At 61.1% G+C, this 19,105-nt stretch carries 19 protein-coding genes, 1 pseudogene and 1 riboswitch; of the genes and pseudogenes, 12 read left to right on the forward strand and 8 right to left on the reverse strand.

Features of this window, described 5'->3' with window-relative positions:
* The first annotated feature begins 2 nt into the window (after window positions 1–2).
* The 4 genes and pseudogenes from paoC to ACPWMG_RS14155 all read left to right on the forward strand — a co-directional run bounded on the left by paoC (window position 3) and on the right by ACPWMG_RS14155 (window position 4,016).
* Entirely contained in the window at window positions 3–2,201 is a 2,199-nt protein-coding gene (gene paoC / locus ACPWMG_RS14140) for an aldehyde oxidoreductase molybdenum-binding subunit PaoC (RefSeq protein WP_483300130.1), read from the forward strand.
* Window positions 2,202–2,262: 61 nt separating this feature from the next.
* On the forward strand, window positions 2,263–2,736 hold the full coding sequence (locus ACPWMG_RS14145) for a (R)-mandelonitrile lyase (RefSeq protein WP_483300131.1): 474 nt from the start codon (window positions 2,263–2,265) through the stop codon (window positions 2,734–2,736).
* Window positions 2,737–2,778: 42 nt separating this feature from the next.
* Window positions 2,779–3,210: a carboxymuconolactone decarboxylase family protein gene (locus tag ACPWMG_RS14150; protein ID WP_483300132.1), complete on the forward strand. Its 432-nt coding sequence runs from the start codon at window positions 2,779–2,781 to the stop codon at window positions 3,208–3,210.
* Window positions 3,211–3,265: 55 nt separating this feature from the next.
* A pseudogene (locus ACPWMG_RS14155) lies at window positions 3,266–4,016 on the forward strand (SDR family oxidoreductase).
* An 89-nt stretch (window positions 4,017–4,105) separates the two neighbouring features.
* Here the strand turns inward: ACPWMG_RS14155 and ACPWMG_RS14160 are convergent.
* Window positions 4,106–5,020 carry a LysR family transcriptional regulator gene (locus ACPWMG_RS14160; protein WP_483300133.1) on the reverse strand — a complete coding sequence of 305 codons (915 nt, stop codon included), beginning with the start codon at window positions 5,018–5,020 and terminating at the stop codon, window positions 4,106–4,108.
* Between the two features lie 111 nt (window positions 5,021–5,131).
* Here ACPWMG_RS14160 and ACPWMG_RS14165 point away from each other — a divergent pair, with 111 nt between their 5' ends.
* Together ACPWMG_RS14165 and ACPWMG_RS14170 are read left to right on the forward strand one after the other, a co-directional pair.
* Window positions 5,132–5,833 carry a pirin family protein gene (locus ACPWMG_RS14165; protein WP_483300134.1) on the forward strand — a complete coding sequence of 234 codons (702 nt, stop codon included), beginning with the start codon at window positions 5,132–5,134 and terminating at the stop codon, window positions 5,831–5,833.
* A 79-nt stretch (window positions 5,834–5,912) separates the two neighbouring features.
* Window positions 5,913–6,599, forward strand: a complete 687-nt coding sequence (locus tag ACPWMG_RS14170) for a hydrolase (RefSeq protein ID WP_483300135.1) — start codon at window positions 5,913–5,915, stop codon at window positions 6,597–6,599.
* Window positions 6,600–6,674: 75 nt separating this feature from the next.
* Here ACPWMG_RS14170 and ACPWMG_RS14175 read toward each other — a convergent pair whose 3' ends face one another.
* The 4 genes from ACPWMG_RS14175 to ACPWMG_RS14190 are packed head-to-tail and all read right to left on the reverse strand — an operon-like array spanning window position 6,675 to window position 10,662.
* Window positions 6,675–7,595, reverse strand: a complete 921-nt coding sequence (locus ACPWMG_RS14175; protein WP_483300136.1) for an alpha/beta fold hydrolase — start codon at window positions 7,593–7,595, stop codon at window positions 6,675–6,677.
* A gap of 10 nt (window positions 7,596–7,605) precedes the next feature.
* A complete protein-coding gene (gene leuD / locus ACPWMG_RS14180; protein WP_483300137.1) occupies window positions 7,606–8,250 on the reverse strand; it encodes a 3-isopropylmalate dehydratase small subunit in 645 nt (214 codons plus the stop codon).
* Complete coding sequence (leuC, locus tag ACPWMG_RS14185; RefSeq protein WP_483300138.1) at window positions 8,243–9,682, reverse strand: 3-isopropylmalate dehydratase large subunit; 1,440 nt, start codon at window positions 9,680–9,682, stop codon at window positions 8,243–8,245. Before leuC ends, leuD begins: the two co-directional genes overlap by 8 nt.
* A 14-nt stretch (window positions 9,683–9,696) precedes the next feature.
* On the reverse strand, window positions 9,697–10,662 hold the full coding sequence (locus ACPWMG_RS14190) for a tripartite tricarboxylate transporter substrate binding protein (protein WP_483300139.1): 966 nt from the start codon (window positions 10,660–10,662) through the stop codon (window positions 9,697–9,699).
* Between the two features lie 112 nt (window positions 10,663–10,774).
* On the opposite strand from ACPWMG_RS14190, the gene ACPWMG_RS14195 reads away from it, so the two are divergent.
* The 6 genes from ACPWMG_RS14195 to ACPWMG_RS14220 all read left to right on the forward strand — a co-directional run bounded on the left by ACPWMG_RS14195 (window position 10,775) and on the right by ACPWMG_RS14220 (window position 15,676).
* Window positions 10,775–11,698 (forward strand): LysR family transcriptional regulator, encoded by a 924-nt coding sequence (locus tag ACPWMG_RS14195; RefSeq protein ID WP_483300140.1) that lies wholly within the window; start codon window positions 10,775–10,777, stop codon window positions 11,696–11,698.
* Window positions 11,699–11,965: 267 nt separating this feature from the next.
* Window positions 11,966–12,952, forward strand: coding sequence for a hypothetical protein (locus ACPWMG_RS14200; protein WP_483300141.1), 987 nt, complete (start codon window positions 11,966–11,968; stop codon window positions 12,950–12,952).
* Window positions 12,953–13,028: 76 nt separating this feature from the next.
* A riboswitch (yybP-ykoY riboswitch) is annotated at window positions 13,029–13,203 on the forward strand.
* 11 nt (window positions 13,204–13,214) lie between these two features.
* Entirely contained in the window at window positions 13,215–13,784 is a 570-nt protein-coding gene (mntP, locus tag ACPWMG_RS14205) for a manganese efflux pump MntP (protein ID WP_483300142.1), read from the forward strand.
* A gap of 114 nt (window positions 13,785–13,898) precedes the next feature.
* Window positions 13,899–14,276, forward strand: coding sequence for a COG4315 family predicted lipoprotein (locus tag ACPWMG_RS14210; protein ID WP_483300143.1), 378 nt, complete (start codon window positions 13,899–13,901; stop codon window positions 14,274–14,276).
* A gap of 36 nt (window positions 14,277–14,312) precedes the next feature.
* Window positions 14,313–14,831: a sigma-70 family RNA polymerase sigma factor gene (locus ACPWMG_RS14215; RefSeq protein WP_483300144.1), complete on the forward strand. Its 519-nt coding sequence runs from the start codon at window positions 14,313–14,315 to the stop codon at window positions 14,829–14,831.
* The gene (locus ACPWMG_RS14220; RefSeq protein ID WP_483300145.1) at window positions 14,831–15,676 is read left to right on the forward strand and encodes an anti-sigma factor family protein; all 846 of its coding nucleotides are present in this window, start codon (window positions 14,831–14,833) and stop codon (window positions 15,674–15,676) included. Before ACPWMG_RS14215 ends, ACPWMG_RS14220 begins: the two co-directional genes overlap by 1 nt.
* A gap of 25 nt (window positions 15,677–15,701) precedes the next feature.
* On the opposite strand, the gene ACPWMG_RS14225 is transcribed toward ACPWMG_RS14220, so the two are convergent.
* From ACPWMG_RS14225 to ACPWMG_RS14235, 3 genes are all read right to left on the reverse strand, one after another.
* The gene (locus ACPWMG_RS14225) at window positions 15,702–16,490 is read right to left on the reverse strand and encodes an enoyl-CoA hydratase-related protein (protein ID WP_483300146.1); all 789 of its coding nucleotides are present in this window, start codon (window positions 16,488–16,490) and stop codon (window positions 15,702–15,704) included.
* Between the two features lie 54 nt (window positions 16,491–16,544).
* Window positions 16,545–17,738, reverse strand: a complete 1,194-nt coding sequence (locus ACPWMG_RS14230) for an ABC transporter substrate-binding protein (RefSeq protein WP_483300147.1) — start codon at window positions 17,736–17,738, stop codon at window positions 16,545–16,547.
* Between the two features lie 80 nt (window positions 17,739–17,818).
* Entirely contained in the window at window positions 17,819–19,024 is a 1,206-nt protein-coding gene (locus ACPWMG_RS14235) for a mandelate racemase/muconate lactonizing enzyme family protein (protein WP_483300148.1), read from the reverse strand.
* Between the last annotated feature and the right edge of the window lie 81 nt (window positions 19,025–19,105).

A 19,105-nucleotide genomic window follows, 5' to 3' on the forward strand; every position in this document is an offset into this window, starting at 1 on the left:
CGATGAAATTCGATACACCCGCCACCGTGAACCCGATCGACCAACTCAAGGTGGTCGGCCAACCCGTCGACCGCATCGAGGGCCGTCTCAAGACCACCGGCAGCGTACGTTACGCCTACGAACGACACGATGTGGCGCCTGATGCGGCCTACGGCTACATCCTTGGCGCAGGCATTGCCAAAGGCCGCATCGTCTCGATTGACCAGAGCCGCGCCAAGCTGGCCCCGGGCCTGATCGCCATCGTCACGGCAGAAAACGCAGGCCCGTTGGGCAAAGGCCAATTCAACACCGCGAAGCTGTTGAGCGGACCTGTGGTGGACCATTACCACCAAGCCATCGCCCTCGTGGTGGCAGAAACTTTTGAGCAGGCGCGTGCAGCCTCGCAGTTGCTGCATGTCGAATACAGCCGAACAGAAGGCGAGTTCGATCTGACAGCGGCAAAGGCCTCCACCGAGCGCAAGAGCATTGACCGGGACAGCAAGGTGGGCGACTTCGGCGGAGCCTTCGCCCGTGCAGAAGTTCAGCTTGACCAGACGTACAGCACGCCGGACCACTCGCACGCCATGATGGAGCCACACGCGACGACGGCGCTATGGCGCGGAGACAAACTCACCCTGTGGACCTCCACACAAGTGGTCGACTGGGCGGTCACCGATCTCGCGGCCACCTTGGGGATTGCCAAGGACAAGATCCATCTCATGTCGCCCTACATTGGCGGCGGCTTCGGCGTGAAACTTTTCCTTCGCACCGATGCCGTGCTGGCCGCCCTAGGCGCACGCATCAGTGGCAGGCCCGTGAAGGTGACGCTGCAGCGGCCATTGATTGCCAACAACACCACCCACCGTCCGGCGACCATCCAGCGCATTCGGCTTGGTGCCACGCGTGCAGGAAAGCTGACGGCCATCGGCCATGAAAGCTGGTCTGGCAACCTGGCAGGTGGAAAGCCAGAAAACGCCGTCGCGCAAACCCAACTGGTCTACGCGGGTGAGCATCGGCTGACGGGCACCCGCCTCACCCTCCTCGACCTGCCTGAGGGCAATGCCATGCGTGCGCCCGGCGAGGCGCCGGGGCTGATGGCACTCGAAGTCGCCATCGACGAGATGGCTGAAAAGTTGGGCATGGACCCGATCGACTTCCGCGTGCTCAACGATACGCAGGTGGACCCGGCAAATCCTGCGCGGCGTTTCTCGGAACGTCGCCTGGTCGAATGCATGCGCATTGGGGCCAACCAGTTCGCATGGAAAGAGCGGAACAGAAAACCCGCCCAAACCCGTGAGGGGCGCTGGTGGATCGGCTCTGGCATGGCGATAGGCTTTCGCAATAACATTGCCCTGAAATCGGCCGCAAGGGTGCGGCTTGATGGCCGTGGCATCGTGACGGTAGAGACCGATATGACGGACATCGGCACCGGCAGCTACACCATCATTGCGCAAACCGCAGCCGAAATGATGGGCGTGCCACTCCAGCGCGTGGTGGTTCGGCTGGGCGATTCTTCGTTCCCGGTTTCTGCAGGGTCTGGCGCACAGTGGGGCGCCAACAGTTCGACGTCCGGGGTGTACGCGGCATGCATCAAGCTGCGTGAAGCCATTGCCACACGCGCAGGTTTTGAGCCGGCCCAGGCCACCTTTGTGGATGGCACGGTGCGGGCGGGGAACCGCAGCAAGACACTCGCCTCGGTGGCCGGAGACGCGGGCTTGGTCGCTGAAGACGCCATCGAATTCGGCGACCTGAGCAAGCAATACCAACAGTCCACCTTTGGCGCCCATTTTGTGGAAGTGGCTGTGGATGCCTATACCGCCGAAGTCCGGGTACGGCGCATGTTGGCGGTGTGTGCAGCGGGGCGTATCTTGAACCCGAAGTCTGCGCGCAGCCAAGTGATTGGCGGCATGACTATGGGCGTGGGCGCAGCGTTGATGGAAGAGCTGGCCGTGGACAAGCGACTCGGCTTTTTCGTCAACCACGATCTGGCGGGTTACGAAGTGCCGGTTCACGCAGACATTCCCCATCAGGAGGTGATCTTCCTGGACGAAGCGGATGCTTATTCGTCGCCCATGAAGGCCAAAGGTGTTGGTGAACTCGGGCTCTGCGGCGTGGGCGCTGCAGTGGCCAATGCCATCTACCACGCCACAGGTGTGCGCGTGCACGACTACCCGATCACCCTCGACAAGATGCTCAACCATATGCCATCCATGGCCGCCTGAACCCATGCCACTGACCGAACCCAATACCTCTCGACCGCTGCAACCCACCATGAGGAAACGTATGAAAACCATGGCGATGACCGCGCTCTATGTGTCGATGGCCGCTTCAGCGCTGGCCCAGGCTGAACCGGAGCTGAAGATCACACGCAACGGCTCACAACCATCGGTCAAAGGTCCGCAAAGCAACTTCACCGGAGCCGTACGGGTGGACTCCCCATTCCGTGCGGAGGAGCCAGCGCGCATCAGCGGGGGCATCGTGACGTTTGAGGCCGGCGCCCGCACTGCCTGGCATACGCACCCGCTAGGTCAAACACTCATCGTCACCAGCGGTGTCGGCCTGGTGCAACGTTGGGGTGGGCAGGTGCAGGAAATCCGCTCGGGTGACATCGTCTGGATTCCGCCCGGTGAAAAGCATTGGCACGGCGCGTCCTCCACGGTGGCCATGAGCCATGTCGCCATCACCGAGCGGCTCAACGATAAAACCGTGGAGTGGCTCGAACAGGTCTCTGACAGTCAATACAACCCACAACGCTAATCTCACCAATCTCATCAATCTCGCTGAACCCAAAGGAACAACATGCTGAAAAAATCCATCGCCGGCTGGCTCGCCACATCGTCTCTGTCCATTCTTGCGGCCGCAGCGGCCCCTACAGTGGCCTGTGCGCAAACGGCATCCGCCCCTGCAGCCGCTGCCAGCACGGAGCAAACCCCTGCGCAACGCATGTTTGGCGACACCAACCCAAAGTTTGCCGAGCTGACTGACAAGGTGCTGTACGACGACGTGTGGGCGCGCCCTGGGCTGTCGCAGCGAGACCGCAGCCTGATCACCGTGAGCGCTCTTGTCGCGCTGTATCGCCCGGATCAACTGCGCTCCCACCTGATCCGCGCGAAGGCCAATGGACTGACAGAAGCCGAGTTGACGGAGGCCATCACCCACCTTGCGTTTTACGCGGGTTGGCCGAATGCGGTAACGGCCAGCCTCGTAGCCAAAGAGGTTTTCAAAAAGTAGTTTGAAGGGGCCAAGGCCCTTGGGGCCGTCGCACTAAGAAAAAAGGAAAGTCGTCATGACAAACAACAACATCAACGGCAAAGTCGTCGTCATCACGGGCGCCAGCAGTGGCTTGGGAGAAGCCACGGCGCGCCATCTCAGTTCTTTAGGTGCACATGTCGTGCTGGGGGCCAGACGCGTTGAACGCCTGCAGGCCTTGGTGGCCGAGCTGACAAGCCAAGGTGGCAAGGCGCTGGCTGTGGCAACCGACGTGACCAAGCGCGACCAAGTCAAAGCCTTGGTTGAACAGGCCGTTCAGGCTTATGGCCGTGTGGACGTCATGCTGAACAATGCAGGCATCATGCCGCATTCGCCGCTGGAGCGGCTGAAGGTCGATGATTGGGAACAGATGGTGGACGTCAATCTGAAAGGCGTGCTCTACGGTATTGCGGCCGCACTGCCGCACATAGCAGACCCAGAAGGCCGGTCACTTCATCAACGTATCGTCTGTGGCGGGGCACAAGGTGAGCCCAATGGGCGCCGTCTACGCCGCAACCAAACATGCGGTGCGTGCGCTGTCCGAAGGCTTGCGGCAAGAAGTCAAGGCCTACAACATCCGCACCACCGTCATCTCCCCAGGGGCTGTGGCCACCGAGCTTCCCGGCAGTGCAACCGAGCCCGATGTGGCCCAGGGCATGCAGGCGTTTTATGAGGCAAACGCCATCTCCGCTGATTCATTTGCGCGTGTGGTGGCGTTCGCCATCAGCCAGCCAGACGAGATGGACGTGAACGAGATTCTGTTCCGGCCGACCCGACAGATTTCATAAGCACGACAAGTCGATCACACCTTCACGGCAAGGTTTGATTGCAACGCGGCGTACGCAGCTGACGATAGACATGCCCAATGCCATTTGGCCTACCCCACCGCCCAAGGCGCCTCGGCAAAATGCTGCGCTAAATACTCGATCAGCGCCTGCACCCGCGCCGGCCGTGCGCGTCCCGGCGGGGTAACGATGTGCAGTGCAATCGGCGGCACCGACCAATCGTCCAGCGTTGACTGGATCTTGCCGGCGCGAAGGTCGTCCCACGCCAAAAACTCGGGCTGCATGGCCAAGCCTAAACCGGCTCGCAAGGCCGGTACCAGGGCCTCGGCGTTGTTGACGCGCAGCACCGACGGCACCACCTGCGAGAACTCGCCTTTGCGCTTGTGCCGAAAGCGCCACGACTCCCCTACCCGCGTGTGTACGTAGCGCAGCGCGCGGTGCGACTCCAGCTCACGCGGATGTGTGGGATGTCCGTACTGCGCGAAGTATGCCGGAGCCCCCACCAGCAGGATGCGCACCGTGCACAAGCGCCGCGCAAGCAGGCTGGAGTCCGGCAGCGCCGAGATGCGCAGCGCCAGATCAAAGCCCTGCGCCACCACATCGGTCTGCTCGTCGCTGAAGTGCAGATCAAGCGTGACCTCGGGATGCAGTTGCATGAACGCGGGCAAAGCCGGCCCAAGGTGCGACACGCCAAACGACATCGGTGCAGCGATGCGGATGGTGCCGCGCAGGCTCTTGGAGTGCTCGGTCAACTCGGCCTCGACCGCCTCGCCTTCGGCCAGGATGCGCGTGGCGCGTTCGAGCGAGGCCTGGCCGCTGGCCGTCAACGACATCTTGCGCGAGGTGCGGTGGAACAGCGTGGTGCGCAGCCGCCCTTCCAGCCGGGTGATGGCTTTGGAGATGGTCGGCTGGGAGATCGCCAGGTCGGCCGCTGCTTTGGCAAACGAACCGGTCTCGGCCACCTTGGCAAAGATCGCCCAGGCTTCCAGATCAGGCAGTTTCTTCATGACTATTTTGGAATGGATGGATTTCGATATTTTCTATTCTCTTATCAATCGCCACAACCTAAAGTTCACCCATCGCAACACAAACACGGTGCCAACCGCAGGAGCAACAGCATGATTGAACGCAGACCTTTCGACCAACTCGGCGGTGACAACCACGGCTGGCTGGACGCCAAACACCATTTCTCGTTTGCCGACTACCGCGACCCGGCCCGCATGGGCTGGGGTGCGCTGCGGGTGTGGAACGACGACACCATCGCCCCCGGCACCGGCTTCCCTCCGCATGCCCACGCCGACATGGAAATCATCACCTATGTGCGTGAAGGCGCCATCACCCACCAGGACAACCTGGGCAACAGCGGCCGCACCGAAGCCGGCGATGTGCAAGTGATGAGTGCCGGCAGCGGCATCCGCCACTCCGAATACAACCAGGAGCGCGGCACGACGAAGATCTTCCAGATCTGGATCATTCCAGACGGCCGTGGCCAGCCCCCATCGTGGGGCGCCAAGCCTTTCCCCAAGGGCGACCGCTCGGGCCAGTTCGTCGCCTTGGCCAGCGGCCTGCCCGGTGACACCGACGCCCTGCCCATCCGCACCAACGCCCGGGTATTGGGCGCCACGCTGAAGGCCGGTGAATCGGCGGAATACCACCTCGGCAAAGACCGCCTGGGTTATCTGGTGACGGCCAGCGGGGATGTGGAGATCGACGGTGTGCGGCTCGCGGCCCGTGATGGTGCAGCGATTGCCGATGTCGACACCTTCCGCGTCACGGCGACATCGGACGCAGAGCTTGTGTTTGTCGACACCGCGCCTTAACGGCACCCAACGCAATGCCAGACGCAGCCCGGACCGACCAGCCGGGCCACCATTTTTTTATTAGTTGAGGTACATCCCAATGAAATCATCCAAACTCGAAGTCCTGACCCCGCTGAACAGCCAACTGATCTTCATCGACCACCAACCGCAGATGGCCTTTGGTGTGCAATCGATTGACCGCCAGGTGCTAAAGAACAACACGGTGGGCCTGGCCAAGGCGGCCAAGGCGTTCCACATCCCGACCACCATCACCACGGTGGAAAGCCAGTCGTTCTCGGGTTACACCTACCCCGAGTTGTTGGATGTGTTCCCAGGCCAAGCGGTGCTGGAGCGCACGTCGATGAATTCGTGGGACGACCAGAAGGTGCGCGATGCCCTGGCCGCGAACCAGCGCAAAAAGGTCATCGTGGCCGGCCTGTGGACCGAGGTCTGCAACACCACCTTCGCGTTGTCGGCCATGCTGGAGGGCGACTACGAGATCTACATGGTGGCCGATGCCTCGGGCGGCACCAGCAAGGAAGCCCACGACATGGCGATGCAACGCATGGTGCAGGCTGGCGTAATCCCCGTGACCTGGCAGCAGGTGCTGCTGGAATGGCAACGCGACTGGGCGCACCGCGACACCTATGACGCGGTGATGGCCATCGTCAAGGAGCACTCGGGCGCCTATGGCATGGGCGTGGACTACGCTTACACCATGGTCCACAAGGCGGCGCAGCGCACCCAGCAAGCCTACCAGGCCATCGATCCGGTGCCTGCGCGCTAAATTCGCAGTGAAGTCAATTTGAATGCACTCAGAATGTGAGTGCATTCAAAGTCGGCTTGCGCGCGGGTGGGAGCGTCATGGAACTGGGCTCTCCAAGAAAAAATCCCGGGCATGGTCCAGCAGCGTTTGGGGTGCTTCTTCGGCAATGTAGTGACCACAAGCAACGGCTTGTCCGTCAACGTTTGTCGCCACACGGCGCCATTCTTCCAGGGATTTGAAACAACGGTGGACGACGCCCTCCGCGCCCCATAACACCCGCAACGGCATCTCCAGCTTGCGGCCCGCATCACGGTCCTCGCGGTCGTGCTCCAGGTCGATACCGGCCGCGGCACGATAGTCTTCACACATGCCATGCGCGGTGCCGGGCAGCCCGATACAGCGGGTGTACTCGGCCAGTGCACTCGGGTGGAAAGGAGCCAGTCCGGCGCTACGCCGGCCCATCACCTCGCGGATATAGGCAGCGGGGTCTGCGGTGATCAGGCGCTCGGGCAAAGGTGCTGGCTGGATCAGGAAGAACCAGTGCCAATAGGCGCGCGCGAAGGCCTCTGTGGTCTGTTCATACATAGCCAACGTCGGCGCTATGTCGAGCAGCATCAGGCGCTTGACGGCCTCGGGGTGGTCGGCCGCCAGGCGATGGGCTACCCGGGCACCCCGGTCGTGGGCCAGCACCGCAAAGTGTTTGAACCCCAGATGCGACATGAGGCGCCGTTGATCTTGAGCCATCACGCGCTTGGAATAGTTGACATGCCGGTCCACACCCGCAGGCTTGGACGAGTCTCCATAGCCCCGCAAGTCAGCCATGACCAGGGTGTGATCGCGCGCCAAGATCGGTGCCACCCGGTGCCACATGGCCCGTGTCTGCGGATGCCCGTGCAGTAACAGCAAGGGTGGACCAGAGCCGCCGACGGTGACGCCAATCTCTACGCCCTCTTCTACCTCGATCCGGCAATGGCTAAAGCCAGGAAACAACGTGGCGAGGTTCTGGTTTGGATTCATCTTGGTCTTCCTATGGGGTCAGATTCTTGTCTCGCATCCGCTTGGCGACATCGCGTATCCACGGCTGCCTGGCCCAATGCAGTTCGGCAAAGGCGCTGATCTCATGCTGGTGGCTCAGCGTCAGGCCAATGACATCGACCCCCTGCAGGAACATGGAGCGGTGCCTGTCAGAGATGGGAAAGCTGGCTTTGACATCCCCATAGGTCACTTGCTTTGTGGTTACATCGATCGTCATGGATGGCGCATTTTGCTGCTCGGCGATGGCCATCATCGCAGCAATTTCGCCCTCAGTCAGTTGCACCAGCAGCAAGCGATTGCCCATGGCATTCGAGTAGAAAATTTCGGCAAAGCTCGACGCCACAATGGCCTGCACGCCGTACTGCAACAGACCCCACACGGCATGTTCTCGACTGGAGCCGCAGCCAAAGTTTGAGCCGCCGATGAGGATACTCGCACCGCGATGGGCGGGCTGGTTCAACACAAAGTCTGGCTTCAACTGACCGGCTTTGTCGTGGCGCAAGTCATAGAGCACTCCCGGCGCCAGACCCGACTTGTCGATGCCGCGTAAAAACTGCTTAGGCATGATTTGGTCGGTGTCGAGATTGTCGATGCGCAGGGCCACCGCGCGCCCGGAAATCAAAGCGTTTTCAGACATGGTTCAACTCCATGGTGCGGACATCGGTGATCGCGCCGGTGACGGCGGCTGCGGCCGCCATGGCCGGGCTCATTAGGTGCGTGATGGCCCCTCGGCCCTGGCGCCCTTCGAAGTTGCGGTTGGTGGTGGAGGCGCAGCGCACGCCGTCCATCAACACGTCGTCGTTCATGGCCAGGCACATGGAACAGCCCGGTTTACGCCATTCAAAGCCGGCGGCCTTGAAAATCGCATCCAGTCCCTCGGCCTCGGCTTGCGCCTTCACCGCCCCGGAACCAGGCACCACCATGGCGCGCACCCCTTGAGCAACGTGCCGGCCAGCCACCACTTCGGCGGCGGCTCGCAGATCCTCGATGCGCGCATTGGTGCAAGAGCCAATGAACACGTGGCCGATGGGCGTGCCAGCAATGCTGGCGCCAGGCTGGAGCGCGGTGTACTGGATGGCTTGTTCGGCGCTCCTGCGGTGCTCGGCAACGACGTTGCTTGGCAAAGGCACGGTTCCAGAAATCGGCACCACTTGATCCGGGCTGGTGCCCCAGGTCACATAGGGCTCCAGGTTAGTGGCATCAAAGATGTGTTCCTGGTCGAACGCGGCATCTACGTCGCTGTATAGGTTGCGCCAAGCTGCCAGGGCCGCCTCGCGTGTAGCACCAACGATGTCCGGGCATTTGTCCAGCACGTACTGCAACGAGATGGCATCGGGCGCAATCAATGCACCACGTGCGCCGGCCTCGACCGCCATATTGCACAGGGTGAAGCGCGCCTCCACCGACAACTGGCTGATGGCCTCGCCACAGAACTCGACGACATAACCACGCGCACCCTGCGCACCGATCTGGCCAATCATCATCAGCACGAGGTCTTTACTGGTGGTGCCCCTGGGCAACACCCCGTTGACGCGGATGCGCATGTCCTTCGCGGGCCGGTAGACCAAGGTTTGGGTGGCCAGCACGTGTTCAACTTCGGAAGTGCCAATACCGAACCCCAGAGCCCCGAGGGCGCCATAGGTCGTGGTGTGGCTGTCGCCGCAGATCACCACCATGCCGGGCCGGATCATGCCGTGCTCGGGCGCGACTACGTGCTCAATACCCTGCATCGCGTCGTTGGTGTCGTAGAGCGGAATCTGGTGGCGGGTGCAATTGCGCGCCAGGTTACTGGCTTGCAGTGCCGAGGGCGCATCCTGGATGACGCGGATCGCGGTCGGGTGCGTTGGAATGATATGGCTGACCACCGCTACATTCTGGCCCGGCACGGCTACTGTGCGGTTCTCATCGTGCAACCCCGCAAAGGCCTGTGGGCTGGTGTATTCGTTCATCAGATGCAGGTCACAGAACAACAGGATGTTGTCGACATCCAGCCGCCGCACGGTGTGGCTGTCAATGAGCTTCTGATAGAGGGTCTTGGGATGAGGCGCGTGCGTGTTCGTGTGGGACATATTGATTCTCCGAGTTACTCTCCGGTGATGCCCCGCTCTTTGACCAGCTTGGCCCATTGCGGCAGTTCACGCTCCACACGGGCACGGGCTTCGGCGGGCGTAGATGCGAGAGGGTCGAAACCCTCCTTGGTCATCCGGGTTTTGACGTTCGGATTGGCGAGCGCGGTGCGTAAGGCGGCATTCAGCTTGTCGATGATGGCGGCCGGTGTGGCCGCTGGTGCGAACACCATGAACCAGGTCTCGAACGCATAGTTCGCAAGACCCGCTTCGGCCATCGTTGGCACATCCGGTAGGAGTGCCGAGCGTTTGCTGCCGGTCACGCCAATGGCGCGTAACTTGCCGGCTTGCACGTGTGGGACGGCGGCTGACACGACCGGAAAACTCATCTGCACCTGGCCGCCGATGGTGTCGACCAAAGCGGGGCCACCGCCCCGGTAAGGAATGTGCACCACCGCCACATTGGCCGCGCTTTTGAAGAGCTCGGCGGCAATGTGGAAAGTACTGCCCGAGCCAGCCGACCCATAGCTGAACTGCCCGGGTTTGGCGCGCAGCAGCGCCAGCAGCTCACTGAGATTTTTTGCAGGCAGGGCGTTGTTGACCACCAGCACGTGCTGCGACGTGGCCACCATGCCGATAGGCGCCAGGTCCTTCAGCGTGTCGTACGGCATCTTGGGTGTGAGCGCCGGGTTGATGGCCAGCGACACGGTTTGCAACCCGATGGTGTAGCCATCGGGCGCGGCCTTGGCCACGAAGTCCACGCCCAGGTTACCGCCCGCACCGGCGCGATTCTCGATGTACATCGATTGGCCCGTGGCCTTGCCCCACTCCTCGGAAACTAGGCGGGCCGCAATGTCGGCACTGCCGCCCGGTGCGTAGGGCACGACCAGCTTGATGGGCTTTTGCGGGAAGTTGTCTTGTGCCAAGACCGGGGGAATGGGAAGGATGGCGGACAGGGCCACCACCAGGGTTCGGCGTTTCATCGTTGTCTCCTGCTTTCTGCTTTTTGGTTTGCGATCTCTGCAGCGATGGTAATAATCAACGAGAAATTAACAAAATACCTGTACTTCATTCTTTGTTGTGCTGAAAACAATAATGGACGCGTTTTCCGATCTGACTCTTTTTGCCCTCATCGCCAAATTGGGCAACATGGCCGCTGCAGCGCAGGAACTGGGTGTCACGCCGCCCGTGGTCAGTCGTCGCTTGGCGGCCTTGGAGGCGCGCCTTGGCGTGCGGCTGATGAACCGCACCACGCGGCGCATCAGCCTCACCCCTGAAGGTGAGGCTTACCTGACCGATGGTGCACGTGTGCTGGAGCAACTCGCCGCGCTGGAGCACCGCATCGGCGGTGGCAGCCAGCAGCCGCAGGGCATTCTTCGCGTAGGGGCGACGCTCGGTTTCGGCCGCGCATATATCGCTCCGCAGTTGTCCAAATTCACTAAAGCCTTTCCGCAGGTCGAGGTGCAATTGCATCTGACCGACCGCGCCATCAACCTCGTGGACCAAGGCTTCGATGTAGTGATCCGTTTCGGTGAGCAGGCCGATAGCCGCCTCACGGCACGTCTGCTGGCGCACAACCGCCGCATTCTCTGCGCATCGCCCGCTTACCTGCGGCAACACGGCACGCCCCTTTTGCCGCGCGATCTGGGAAAACACAACTGCATCTTCATCCGCGAAGGTGACGAAACCTACGGCACCTGGCACCTGCGCAAAGGCGACGACGTCAATTCGGTAAAGGTCCGGGCCAACCTCAGCTCCAACGACGGCACGGCGGCTTTGGCATGGGCGCTTGATGGCCAAGGCATTCTGCTGCGGTCACAATGGGATGTAGCCCAGCACATCCGCAAACGCAAGCTGGTGCCCGTGCTCCCGGAATGGGCGCATCCACCGGCTGACATCTACGTGGTGTTCCAGACCTCCAACCAAATGCCGGCGAAGATTCGGTCCCTGGTCGACAGGCTGGTAGAGGCGTTTGCCCCGTGGCGGCACCGTGGACAAGAACCGTTTGGCCCGTGGTGAGCTCCGCAAGAAAGACAGGAATGAAGTTCGGCACCTGCTGGTACCCAACCCATATCGGCTCACCATCGCCGTCCAGCGCCGCGCTCTTACTTCTTGAATAGCGCACGCACCTTCTATTATTTATTGGCGAAAGCCGATACCCTCTGGTGACCAGACCCACTGCCTGATGGAAAGGGGAAACATATGAACCGATCGATGTGGCCGGCAATATGGCGATGTTGTGCAAGGTTGCCGTTGGTCCTTGCCGCTTCCTTGTGCAGCTTGGCCATGGCCCAGCCAACGACCACAGCGGGTGCATCGGCGGCGGGACCATCAGAGGATGCGATGCGTGCCTTTCTCAAGCAAGGCAAATGGAGTTCGACGGCTGACGACAATATCAGTGGCGAAGTTTTGGACGCTGATTTCATCAAATCGCTGGTCGAGGCCTACCAGGCTAACCCCAAGGATCCGACCGCCATCGCGAACCTGTCGCTTGTTCCTTTGTCGCTGGCCGTGGCTGAATGGGGCGTATCGCCCGCCACCGACCTGCCGCCTGACCCCGTCAAAAAGAAGAACTGGGGCCCCGTTGCAAGCACCGGCGACGGAAAGCATCTGATGAGCTATGCGCTCGGCGGCATAGGCGTCATGCACCAGGACTCCGGCGGCCTGGCCAAGCTGATGGCGTACATCGAAGCGAACCACCCAGATGTGGTGCCTGCCGATCACAAGAATGCATTCTTCAAGCTAAAAGGCGTCAACTTCGACCGGCTCTATGCAGCCGGGGGCCACTGTACCAAGCCGGCGGGCGAAATCAGAACCGACCTGGCCGGTGCCGAATTCCAGCACAGCCTTCACGGCTACGCCGGCGACGGCTATTGCGCGACCTACAACAAGCCCGAGTTCAAGCTCACCCCCAAGGACTGGCAGGTGTTCCGTCACGGCATGCGCGAGGCGCTGCGCCACGACGACGTGCAATTCCGCATCATCCGCGACTTTGCGAACAACGAATGGGCTTCTGCCTACCGAATGGTTGTCGTGAATGGCGGGCACGACGTCAGAGAAGCCTTTGTACTGGCTCGCATCTGGAACTCCTCGCCGGTCCTGGCGAAGTGTGCTTTCGATAAGGCCCAGGGGGCAGCGGGCACGGCGGCACGCATTCAAAAGGAGCTTGATGCCTATGCCGAGGGCTGCACGGGCTCAAAGATCCGCATGAAGGAACGCTGGCCCTACATGCAGCGTCCAGTGGTGGCATACGACACGTTCGCCAAGAAATAACCGTTCGGCGGACGGCTGCCGTTTGCAGGGGCGGCATTCACCCGTTCCTGTGCGGGCATGTTGGCCGCCCTATAATCCTTCGATCCCTTGGGGAGTAGCCGGCTTTCACCCTGAAAGCGCCTGCGTCAACATACTCGGTCTGCTGTGCAGACTGTGGCGCTGGCAACCATTTTGGTTGGCGAGACCATTGGCGCGTCAGCACGACATAGGTCGGGCAGTGATGACGTGCCTTTGTGCTTGCCCGACCAGAAAACGCTCCCACATGAACATCCTCTCCGTTGCTTTACTGTCGCTGGCCATGTCCACCGATGCATTCGCCGCCGCTGTCGGCAAAGGCACGTCCCTGCAAAACCCCCGGTGGCGTGAGGCCCTGCGCACAGGCGCTATCTTCGGCGTCATCGAAGCCTTGACCCCTATCGCCGGCTGGGCCCTTGGGCTCACCGCCGCGAGCTATGTCAAGGCCTGGGACCACTGGATTGCATTCGTCCTGCTGGGCGGTCTAGGGGTACGCATGGTGCTCAACGGCATCAAAGCCTCACCCGAAGCAGAAGTGGAGAAACCCAGTCGCCACTCGTTTTGGCTATTGGCCATGACCGGGTTTGCGACCAGCATCGACGCGATGGCTGTCGGGGTGGGACTGGCGTTTCTTCAGGTGGATATTCTTCCTGTTGCCGTAGCCATCGGCTTCACCACCTTTGTGGCGGTGACGCTGGGCGTCATGGTGGGACGGGTACTTGGCAATGTCGCAGGCAAGCGTGCAGAAATTCTGGGCGGGCTGGTCCTCGCTGGCATTGGCATTGCCATCTTGGTGGAACATCTGGGCGCAAACTGAGCTGGCGGCGGAGGGCTTTTCAAAAGACTGAAGAAATTTGAAATTCAATGGAATAAATGGGCGACGCCATGCGTCTATGGCGTGTCTTCTCCACTTTTCCTTCAAAGGACTCTCATGCAAAAGCACCTCATTTCGACTCTGGTTCTTGCCGTCGCTGCTGCGACCGCCAGCCTCGCCCAGGCGGCCGCGCCGGTCAAAACGGCTGGCGGCATGCTGGTGAACACCAACGGCATGACGCTCTACACTTTCGACAACGACGTTGCCGGCAGCGGCAAGAGCGTCTGCAATGGCCCGTGCGCCGGACTCTGGCCACCGGTCGCCGCAGAAGCTGATGCCAAGCCCGAAGGCGACATGAGCATCGTCACACGCGACGACGGCACCAAGCAATGGGCTTATAAAGGCAAGCCGGTCTACCTCTACAAATCCGACATGAAAGCTGGCGACATGACCGGCGACAATTTCAAAAACGTCTGGCACGTCATCAAGCCCTGATCGACCCAGCCTGTACGAAGGACGACTCCCCTGCCCATGCACCCACAGGACGAAACCGCAATCGTTGCCTGCATCCCTGCCCTGCGCCGTTACGCGCGCGGGCTGGTGTCGGACGCGATGCGTGCCGACGATCTGGTGCAGGACACGCTTGAGCGGGCATGGAGTCGTTTTTCCCTGTGGCAACGGCGTGGCGAAATCCGCGCCTGGATGTTTGGCATCATGCACAACCAGTTCATCGACGAGGTTCGTGCGCGGCGTAGCCGCCCCGAGGACAACGTCGGTGACGACCTGCCGGAGGTCGCGCAACGGGCCACGCAGTCGGACCGCATCGAGGTGCAGGATCTGGACCGCGTGCTGCAGCGGCTGTCGGCCGAGCAGCGTGAAGTCCTGCTGCTGGTCGCTGTTGAACAGATGAGCTATACCGAGGCAGCGGCTGTCGTGGGTGTCCCGGTTGGCACTGTGATGTCCCGGCTCGCACGCGCCCGCGAGCGGCTTCGGCACGAATTGCAAGGCCGTGCAGCACCAGAAGCGACGCCCCTGCGCCGGATCAAATAATGGACTTTCCTCATCTTCAACCCGTAAACGGCGGTGGCGACGGCGCCCCACCGGTGACCGAAGCCGACCTTCATGCCTATGCGGACGGCCTGTTGAGCGCAGACCGTCGCGCGGCGATCGAGGCTTTTCTGGAGCGCCACCCCGAAGAACGGCAGCAGATGGAAGACTGGCAAGCGCAGAACCGTGCGTTGAAGGCCATGCTCGACCCCGTGATCGCCGAGCCGCTGCCGTTGAGGCTGCCACTCCACGCGCCAGCGAACACAGCGCCTTGGCGCACGATGGTGGCCGGCGTGGCGATCGCCGTGCTCAGCGCCGGCTCGGCCTGGTGGTTGCGGGGCGCGGTAGATGCCCATGGGCTGCCTATGGCGGGTGCTGCGAGCCGCGTGGACCTTGCGGCCGGCGATGCGAACGCTTTGCATGGCTTTGCGCACCGCGCGGCCGTGGCGCATGTGGTGTTCAGCCCCGACGTGCGCCGACCGGTAGAAGTGGGCGCCGAGCAGGAGCAGGCACTTGTGACCTGGCTCACCAAACGCATGGGGGCAGCGGTGCGGCCACCGGATTTGCGCAACGTTGGGTACACGTTGATCGGTGGCCGCCTGTTGCCCGGAGACAAAGGGCCGGTGGCGCAGTTCATGTTCGATGGCCCCAAGGGTGAGCGCTTGACGCTGTATGTCACGCGCGAAGATGCGGGGCGGGAAACGGCCTTTCGCTTTGGACAAGACGGCCCGGTCAACGTGTTCTATTGGGTCGACAAGGATTTCGGCTACGCGATCTCCGCTGGAGCCGACCGGCAGGCGCTGCTCCAGGTGGCAGAAGTGGTCTACAAGCAGCTCGGGCCGCGCTGAGTGGCGTGGCGTATCGGCCAGAGGCCTAACGGCCTGTCCATTGAGGCTTACGTTTCTGTGCAAAGGCCAACGGCCCTTCGATCGCATCCTGGCTGGCCAACATGCGCTCGGCCGCCTCATAACGCGCTGCCATAGCGGTTTGCAAGTCGGGTATCGCCAGACTCTGCAGCATGACCTGCTTGGACGCCTGAACGGACAAGGGCGCGCAGGCCAGAATTTTCGCGGCTAAAGCCCTGGCCGAAATCATCAATTGGTCGCTGGAGACCACCTGGTTGATCAGGCTGATGCGCCGGGCCTCATGGGCATCAATTGGTTGCCCTGTCAGCGCCAACATCATGGCGTCCTTCATCGGCATGTTGCGTGCCAGGCGTTGAAGGGCCCCGCCTCCCAGCGCAGCCAAACCCACTAGCGGTTCAGGCAGTCCGAATTGCGCGTGGTCAGATGCAATGGCCAGATCACAAGCCGCCACAATCTCTGTCCCGCCGCCCAGACACAGCCCGTTCACGGCTGCAATCACTGGCTTGAACAGGTTGAACCGGGTGGTGATGCCCGCAAAGCCCCCAGGGGGCTTGCGGTGATCACCGGTACGAGACAGTTCCTTCAAATCCGACCCAACACAAAACGCACGCTGGCCACGACCAGTGAGGATGGCCACATGCAATTCCGGGTCGGCAGCGTAGAGATCGAAAGCACGCTCAAGCTCAAAGTGGGCCGCAGGATTGAGCGCGTTCAGAACCTCTGGTCGATTGATCGTGATCGTGACGACTGGGCCGTCACGATCCACTTCGCAATAGCGGAAAGCTTCTTCAGACATCGGTGGCCTCGGCAACTTGGGTAGCTTTGGTGAATAGAACCTGTGTGCACCGCCTCAGTTGGCGGAGGGCTTCAGCGTTTCGACCACCGTGGTCTTGCCGTTGACCACCTTCACGATAAAACTCTCGCGGTCCAAGTCACCTTTATCGTCGTACTTGGTATCAAACAGCACGCCGGGGTAATCTTTGGCAGAAATGCTTGCACCGTGCATCGCGGCTGCAAAGGCTTTCGAGTCGATCTTTCCTATCTTGTCAAAGATCGCCTTGGCGGCATGCATGGAGGTGTAGCCCTTCATGGCGTTGTGGTCAGCCTTGCTTTTGTATTCGGCGAGATAGTTTCTGGCAAACGCTTGAACAGTCGGGTTTGGCGCGTCGGGTGTGAGCCCCACATGGGCCACCACCCCATTCGCGGCTTCACCGGCCAGTTCAATGACCTTGTCGTTGGCCAGAGTGGTTTCGCCTACCACCGGCCTGTCGTAGCCCTGTTTGCGCAATTCCTTGAGCAGACGAGCGGATTCCTCTTCGTTCGAGTACACAAATAAAGCGTCTGCATTCGACTGTTTCGCGCGAATGACAGCACTGGAAAAGTCCACCTGCCCAGCGTCCGTCGAAATATCGGCGACCACTTTGATGCCGCTGGCTTGCAGCTCCTTCATGACCATGTCACGGCCACCCTTGCCAAAGTCGTTGTTCACATAGATGAGGGCAACACTCTTGGCCTTGATCGAGTGGTTGATGTAGCGCACCACCTTTGGCATTGCCGCCGCTTGGGTGAACGAGCCGCGAAAGACGTAAGGGTTGCCCTGCTGCGTGATGGCCGCCGCTTCGCCGCCAATGATGTTGGGAATTTCGGCCCGCCTGGTCTCCGCCATGCTGACCAGAATGGAGCCTGAGTACACCGGCCCCAAGACGATTGGCGCGCCTTGGTCCACCGCTTTCGCGGCCAGAGATTTGGCCACGCCTGGTTGTGTTTGTGTGTCCCAAGAGGTGTAGTTCACCTGGCGCCCCAGAATGCCACCCGCTGCGTTGATTTCCTTCACTGCGAGCTTCACCCCGTTGTCGTAATTGACACCCGCTGTAGTGCCGCCTCCCGACAGCTCGACCAGACCAAAGATGGGAATCGGTTGGGCGCTGGCCATGGCGTGCGCACCAACCAACGCCACGGCGGCCGTAAAGTTCCGAAAGCTTGTCTTCATCCGATGTCTCCTGCTTTTTATGGTTGAGCGGGATCGTAGGATTCGGGCCTTCATTCGTCTATGCGACAGACGCGATGGACTTTATAGCACCACGCAATAATGGTCCAAGGGCATTGGCAGGCAGCGCCTTGACATCAGCCTCTTGCGTTTTTTGAGGTGACGCGCACGACGGCATCCGAGCGCTCCACGAGATCTGGCAACAGCGCCATCCCCAGGCCCGGTTTGTCGTTCATGGAAATCGTGCCGTTGGTCACCGCGGGCAGTTCGGTCACGAGGTCTTTGTACCAGCCGGTATAGAAAGCGCGCACGCTCTCCTGAATCAAGGCATTCGGGGCGTGTAGCGCGAGGTGTGTGGATGCGGCCCAAACCACGGGGCCAGTGCAATCGTGTGGGGCGATGGGCAGTTGCCAAGCATCCGCCATGGCTGCGATCTTGCGCCCTTCCGTCAAGCCGCCGCACCAGCTCAAATCCAGCATGACGATATCTGCCACGCCGGTTTGCAGATAGTCTTTGAAGCCCCATTTGTAGCTCAGCGTCTCGCTTGCGCAAATCATGGCTTTGCAATCAACGGCGTACTGCTTGAGCGTATCCAGGCTGTCGATGCGAATCGGATCTTCGTGCCAGAAGGTGTTGAACTCTTCAAGCGCGCGCGCAATGCGTTTGGCCATGGGCAAACGCCAGAGGCTATGGAACTCCACCATGATGTCCATCTTGTCGCCTACCGCTCTGCGAATCTTTCGAAATGGATCCAGTGCGAGATTGAGCTCCTCCGGACTGATGTACTGGCCGTCTGAGCGCTCGGCGGCAAAGTCAAACGGCCAGATTTTCATGGCCGTGATGCCTTCGCTCAGCAGCGATTCAGCCAGTTCATCGGCGTGGTTTAAAAAACCCTGCAGGTCCTCATACGGCCCGGCCGCACTGGAAAGCCCCCAGTTCGATGTGGCCTGGATGTTTTTGCGCGTGTATTGATATCCGGCGCAGGTGTTGTAGACCCGAATCGACTCGCGGCTCTTGCCTCCCAAGGCGCGGCTGATGGGCAGGTTGGTCGCCTGGCCGAAGAGGTCCCACAGGGCGATGTCGATGGCGGAGTTGCCACGGGTCTCCGCGCCGGAACCACGCCAGCCTAGATAACCGGTAATGCGTTTGTTCAGGTACTCAATGTCCAACGGGTTCTCGCCGATCAGGCGCTGCGCAGCCCATTCGTGGACATAGGCTTCAACGGCTTCGGCGCCCATGAAGGTCTCACCCAAACCCACCAGGCCGTCGTCCGTATGCAGATGGATCCAGATGATGTTGGGAAACTCCCCCAGCCGGATGGTTTCTACTTTCGTGATCTCCATGGTCATCCGATCTCAAAACAATGGTGAGAAGAGCTCCCGTTTTTTGTATTTTTATGGGGAGGCGGTCCACGGGCGGTGGTG

Origin of the sequence: Hydrophilobacter chitinilyticus, assembly GCF_049860745.1 — a bacterium.
In the GTDB taxonomy this organism is placed as follows: Bacteria; Pseudomonadota; Gammaproteobacteria; order Burkholderiales; family Burkholderiaceae_C; genus Rhodoferax_B.

Bases quoted from the DNA above. Each gene is read 5' to 3' on its own strand.
- mntP (WP_483300142.1), top strand. From the start codon at position 13,215: ATGAACATCCTCTCCGTTGCTTTACTGTCGCTGGCCATGTCCACCGAT.
- ACPWMG_RS14225 (WP_483300146.1), bottom strand. From the start codon at position 16,490: ATGTCTGAAGAAGCTTTCCGCTATTGCGAAGTGGATCGTGACGGCCCA.
- ACPWMG_RS14235 (WP_483300148.1), bottom strand. From the start codon at position 19,024: ATGGAGATCACGAAAGTAGAAACCATCCGGCTGGGGGAGTTTCCCAAC.
- ACPWMG_RS14150 (WP_483300132.1), top strand. From the start codon at position 2,779: ATGCTGAAAAAATCCATCGCCGGCTGGCTCGCCACATCGTCTCTGTCC.
- ACPWMG_RS14175 (WP_483300136.1), bottom strand. From the start codon at position 7,595: ATGAATCCAAACCAGAACCTCGCCACGTTGTTTCCTGGCTTTAGCCAT.
- ACPWMG_RS14145 (WP_483300131.1), top strand. From the start codon at position 2,263: ATGAAAACCATGGCGATGACCGCGCTCTATGTGTCGATGGCCGCTTCA.
- leuC (WP_483300138.1), bottom strand. From the start codon at position 9,682: ATGTCCCACACGAACACGCACGCGCCTCATCCCAAGACCCTCTATCAG.
- ACPWMG_RS14190 (WP_483300139.1), bottom strand. From the start codon at position 10,662: ATGAAACGCCGAACCCTGGTGGTGGCCCTGTCCGCCATCCTTCCCATT.
- ACPWMG_RS14210 (WP_483300143.1), top strand. From the start codon at position 13,899: ATGCAAAAGCACCTCATTTCGACTCTGGTTCTTGCCGTCGCTGCTGCG.
- ACPWMG_RS14170 (WP_483300135.1), top strand. From the start codon at position 5,913: ATGAAATCATCCAAACTCGAAGTCCTGACCCCGCTGAACAGCCAACTG.
- ACPWMG_RS14195 (WP_483300140.1), top strand. From the start codon at position 10,775: ATGGACGCGTTTTCCGATCTGACTCTTTTTGCCCTCATCGCCAAATTG.
- ACPWMG_RS14160 (WP_483300133.1), bottom strand. From the start codon at position 5,020: ATGAAGAAACTGCCTGATCTGGAAGCCTGGGCGATCTTTGCCAAGGTG.
- leuD (WP_483300137.1), bottom strand. From the start codon at position 8,250: ATGTCTGAAAACGCTTTGATTTCCGGGCGCGCGGTGGCCCTGCGCATC.
- ACPWMG_RS14220 (WP_483300145.1), top strand. From the start codon at position 14,831: ATGGACTTTCCTCATCTTCAACCCGTAAACGGCGGTGGCGACGGCGCC.
- ACPWMG_RS14230 (WP_483300147.1), bottom strand. From the start codon at position 17,738: ATGAAGGCCCGAATCCTACGATCCCGCTCAACCATAAAAAGCAGGAGA.
- ACPWMG_RS14165 (WP_483300134.1), top strand. From the start codon at position 5,132: ATGATTGAACGCAGACCTTTCGACCAACTCGGCGGTGACAACCACGGC.
- ACPWMG_RS14215 (WP_483300144.1), top strand. From the start codon at position 14,313: ATGCACCCACAGGACGAAACCGCAATCGTTGCCTGCATCCCTGCCCTG.
- ACPWMG_RS14200 (WP_483300141.1), top strand. From the start codon at position 11,966: ATGGCCCAGCCAACGACCACAGCGGGTGCATCGGCGGCGGGACCATCA.
- paoC (WP_483300130.1), top strand. From the start codon at position 3: ATGAAATTCGATACACCCGCCACCGTGAACCCGATCGACCAACTCAAG.